Genomic DNA, 4100 nt, shown 5'->3' with positions numbered 1-4100 from the left:
AATGCCGATCGCGAGACGCCGATCAAGGTCCGTCAGATCAAGTACCTGAACAACATTGTCGAACAGGACCATCGGGCTATCAAACGCCGGAGCCGGCCGATGCTGGGATTCAAGAACTTCCACCGTGCGAGGGTCATTCTCGGCGGCATCGAGGTAATGCACATGATCAGGAAAGGACAGATGAAATGTGCGGGCAAAGACCCGTCGTCTGCTTCCCAGCAGTTTTACTCCCTTGGGTCATAAGCAATACTTATCATATCGACATTTCTCGTCCCGACACCCTTACTGCAACAGAACCAGTTCCCGGCACTGGCGAAACGCTCGATCGGCCCGGTCTCAAGCAGAATGGTTGTCGCGAGTATCAGGCCGATTCCAGGCACACTGGTGAGGAGGGCATACTCCGCTTGTACAGTCACCTTTTCCTGAAGACGCTTTTCAAGAATTTCGATCTGTGCATAAAGGGTGGCAATGACCGCCGCGTTCGCCCTGATCGCCAGCGCCACGTCCTCTTGCAGCCGCATCTGGTCGATGGTTTCGGCGCTCAGGCCCATGGCCTGATTGCTGGTGATGCGGGTGCCATGCTGACGGGCCGTGATGTTTTCGACCGCGAGGATATGCTGGCAGCGACTTCGCACCAGTTGCATCCGCTTCCTCGCCAGATCCCGGACGGCACGTTGTTCCGGCGGCAGGATGGCTCCCGTAGGCAGGATCCCGAGCCGCATCAGGTGTGCAAGGTAGCGAGCATCAGTTTCGTCGCCGCTGTGCTTGAGCCCCTCGTATTTTTTAATCGCGGCGGTATGCGCCAGATGCACGGTGAAACCGGCAGCCTGAAGGCCATCAACAAGCCAGTACCAGTTGAACGTTGATTCGACGACGACTCCCGCCAGCTCGTCGCGCCATGGCGTGAGTATTCCGAGAATCTTCGCCAGATCGTTGGGGAGGCGCTTTTCGGCCACCACCCGATCATTTTCATCGGTCACCGTTACGACGCTGTTGTTCGAATGCAGGTCGATTCCGCTATATTTCATCTCAGCCTCCCTCTGGTTAAAGCTGTTCGCAAACTCACTTTAACCCCGCCGCCTCCACGACGACGGTGGGAGGCCCGCTAGATGATTTTCAAGTTTCGCCGCCTGCTGTTGCGCTTCGAACGTCTCAGCCCTCTTCACTACGCGTTCAAGACACTCGCCTACACGATGATCAACCTGCGGCACTACTGTCGCAGCTAATCGAACGGCGTCGCCGCAGCTCTCAGATCCGGCGCAGTGCGCCATGATCCAGCTCACGTCAGCCTTGTAGAATCAATTTGCATTCCCTACGACATGAAGAAAATTCGATCATGGCCGATCAAATCAAAACCTGCAATCAGTAGTAACTGATCACCTCGCTAACCTGACAATGCCCTGCAATGCGCAGGGCCTGATCGATACGCGACGGATTACGGAGTGTGAAGGACGACTGCCTTCGTATTGCGATTCGCGGGTTCGTCCTCAAGCATTCCGAACGCCGTGCCCCGGCCATATGATCGTCAGGCCCACTCAAGGGAAAGCCGGTGTCGCTTGCTACGCGCGAGCGTCCAGTTGCAAATCGAGGAAGAAAATGAAGATCGAGGGCCACACCAATACGTATGTCGACGCGTCTGCCACCGAGGCGGCCGGCGACGCGCCTCCGGCCGTCAAGGTGCGGAGGACAAGTTCCGCCGGTGTGCTGCAGGAACTCGGTGAACTCAATGCCGCTCGATTGCGGGAACACCAAGAGCAGGCCGCGCATCGGCGTCGAGCGAGTTTTGCCGAAACAATGGCTGCACCCGAAGGCGCTGCACCCGCTTTACACGAATTGATCGGTCGAGAACGGGCCGGCGCGCTTGACGCCCTGTTCGGCAGCCTTCAACCGCCGTTCAACCTTGCCACCGATGGCATCAAGCAATGGGAGCGGGAAGGGGGGGTACCGACAGGTGCCCCGCTGCAGCACTCCAGGCGCCTCATCGTGCCGGACGGCCAAGGCAACGTCCCGAGCCTGACGAGCCTGGATGTCAAGGGGACAATCGACATCGACGCCCTTAAGCGAGGCGAGAAGAAGTACATGTGGGCCGTCAGCGCGCTGGGCCGCCTGTTCATCGGCGAATGCGAGCCGGCCGGCAAAGACCCCGAGACCCAGAGGGAGCGATACCGGGGGCATCCCCTGCTTGTCGGTGGCGGCACCGCGAGGATCTGCGGCGAATTGGAGTTCAACTCGGCCACCGACAAGTTTGTGGTATCGAATCAGTCGGGCCGGTACTCTCGCTACGAAGATCGCACCGAAGCGGGTCTCAACGAGGTGGCCGGGATGTTTGCCCAGGCAGGCCTCGACGTCGAGACCGAGCGGGTGTCAAAATACATGACGGCCAGGAAGCGAGCAGCTCTGATTTTGCCGAGTCTGGATCCGAGCCGATGTTGAGAACGCCTAGTCCGTTGAACGGCTTTGTCACGTTAGAGAGGAGAGAAGGCAATGCTGGCAGGGGCGATCAGTCGCTCAAAAAGCGATAGACGGATTTTGGGTGAGTTCGGTGAAGCGATGCCACGCAGCAAATCGCAAGGCGAGTTGTTGGCGATAGCGTGAAGCCCGTAGCCGATGTCGCTTGAGGGCTGTCTGGGGCCAGCAGATGGGCGTTGTAGCGCAGCCAGCGGGCCAGGTTGTTGCAAGCCCCGCAGCACGGTTGGTCGACGGTGAACGTGCGGCGGATGCGTCACCCTCTGCCGGTGGAACGTATTCCGCTGGCGTTGTCGAACCCGAACCACGGATCGGCGTTGACATAGGACTCCTCCAAAATTTCATATTTTGAACCGCGCCGCGCCGATCCACACGACCATGAGCGAACCTATCGAGCAATTTACGAATCGTTCGCCACATAGCGCAGAAACTGTTGCCGGTCCTGGAGAAGGCGTTTCGACGGTGCAAACGGACAGTCGGCAGGAGCTGGAGGATGGACGAGACCTACATTCGAATGGGCTTTGTCCGGATGGGGTATTGCAAAGATGCTGCGGGTTGTGTAAAGGCGCAACATCATGAAGCCAGCATTGAATAATGCCATATAAAGCCAGACTAAAGACGGGTGAAGCGCGCAAGCGCAAGAAGCCGGGGTACCGGGTGACGAACGCGCGGGCGTATAACCAGAGCCTGAGAAAGCGCGGCATGATCAGCCTGTATGTGCCGGGCGGCGATCTGAAGGCGCAGCTTATCAACGCAAAGATCCGTACGCCGGGCGTGTCGGGGCGTGAGCCGACCTACACCACGGCGTACATCGAGCTGATCTTTACCTTCTACCGGCTGTTCGGCTGGGGGATGCGGCAGATCACCGGCTATATGGAGGACTACTGGGAGACTCGCGGGCTGGACATCCCGGTGCCCAGCGCCAGCCAGCTGGGCGAACGGTGCGCTTCACTGGAGGTGAGCGTCACGCAGCGTTGCGAACAGCTGGCCCGGCGTCTCGCGCGCGGCGGGACGATCAGTCTCATCGTCGACAGCACGGGATTGAGCTTTGGGCGGGCGAGCCAGTGGTACGAGGAAAAGTACGCCCAGAAGGCCGCGCGCACGCCGTGGCGCAAGATGCATCGGTCGATCGACGCTGACATGAACGTACACGCGATCCGCATCACCACTACAGAAGTATCGGACAGCGAAGGAATGGACGCCGTGCTGCCCGCCGATGTGCCGATGGATCGGGTGATTGCCGATGGCGCGTACTACAGCATCGAGCGTACCGAAGCGCTTTCAGGCGCGGGCGTGACGCCCGTCATCCCACCGCCAGCTCACGCTGTCGTACACGGCGAGCAGCGAACCCGCCGGCATGACCAGATCGTCAGATACATCGAGGACAAAGGCATCTATGCATTTCACAAGAAATACGGCTACGGTGTGCGCTCGCTGGTCGAGGCACAGATCTCGCGCATCAAGCGCTGCATCGGCGAGCGCCTGCTGACGCAGGAGCTTGCGTCGCAGGAAGGCGAAGGCATCATCATCGCCAACCTGCTGAACCGGTGGGATGCCTTCGGCAAACCGGTTTGCGTCAAAAATGCATAGTCGCGTCCATGGCACGGGAACTCGTACCCATCCGGACAAAGCCC

At 59.3% G+C, this 4100-nt stretch carries 3 protein-coding genes and 3 pseudogenes; 4 read left to right on the top strand and 2 right to left on the bottom strand.

Annotated elements, in window-relative coordinates; genetic code table 11:
* Positions 1-243, top strand: a 243-nt coding sequence (locus GCT19_RS41205; protein WP_152855030.1) for a DDE-type integrase/transposase/recombinase, incomplete at its 5' end; no start/stop codon positions are given.
* Between the two features lie 20 nt (positions 244-263).
* Here GCT19_RS41205 and GCT19_RS41200 read toward each other — a convergent pair.
* Positions 264-1028: pseudogene (locus GCT19_RS41200) on the bottom strand (IS110 family transposase); the annotation flags it as partial.
* A gap of 568 nt (positions 1029-1596) precedes the next feature.
* Here GCT19_RS41200 and GCT19_RS41195 point away from each other — a divergent pair.
* Positions 1597-2433, top strand: a complete 837-nt coding sequence (locus tag GCT19_RS41195; RefSeq protein ID WP_227749495.1) for a type III effector protein — start codon at positions 1597-1599, stop codon at positions 2431-2433.
* Between the two features lie 75 nt (positions 2434-2508).
* Here GCT19_RS41195 and GCT19_RS44220 read toward each other — a convergent pair.
* Positions 2509-2622, bottom strand: a pseudogene (locus tag GCT19_RS44220) (IS6 family transposase); the annotation flags it as partial.
* Positions 2623-2875: 253 nt separating this feature from the next.
* Between GCT19_RS44220 and GCT19_RS41185 the strand changes: the two are divergent.
* Both GCT19_RS41185 and GCT19_RS41180 read left to right on the top strand, forming a co-directional pair.
* Positions 2876-2983 (top strand): annotated as a pseudogene (locus GCT19_RS41185) (IS6 family transposase); the annotation flags it as partial.
* Between the two features lie 77 nt (positions 2984-3060).
* Positions 3061-4056, top strand: coding sequence for an IS5 family transposase (locus tag GCT19_RS41180; RefSeq protein WP_152855028.1), 996 nt, complete (start codon positions 3061-3063; stop codon positions 4054-4056).
* Positions 4057-4100: the final 44 nt, after the last annotated feature.

The sequence above is a fragment of the Paraburkholderia atlantica genome (assembly GCF_009362785.1).
GTDB lineage: Bacteria > Pseudomonadota > Gammaproteobacteria > Burkholderiales > Burkholderiaceae > Paraburkholderia > Paraburkholderia atlantica.
This window is presented reverse-complemented; position numbering and strand designations above follow the sequence as displayed.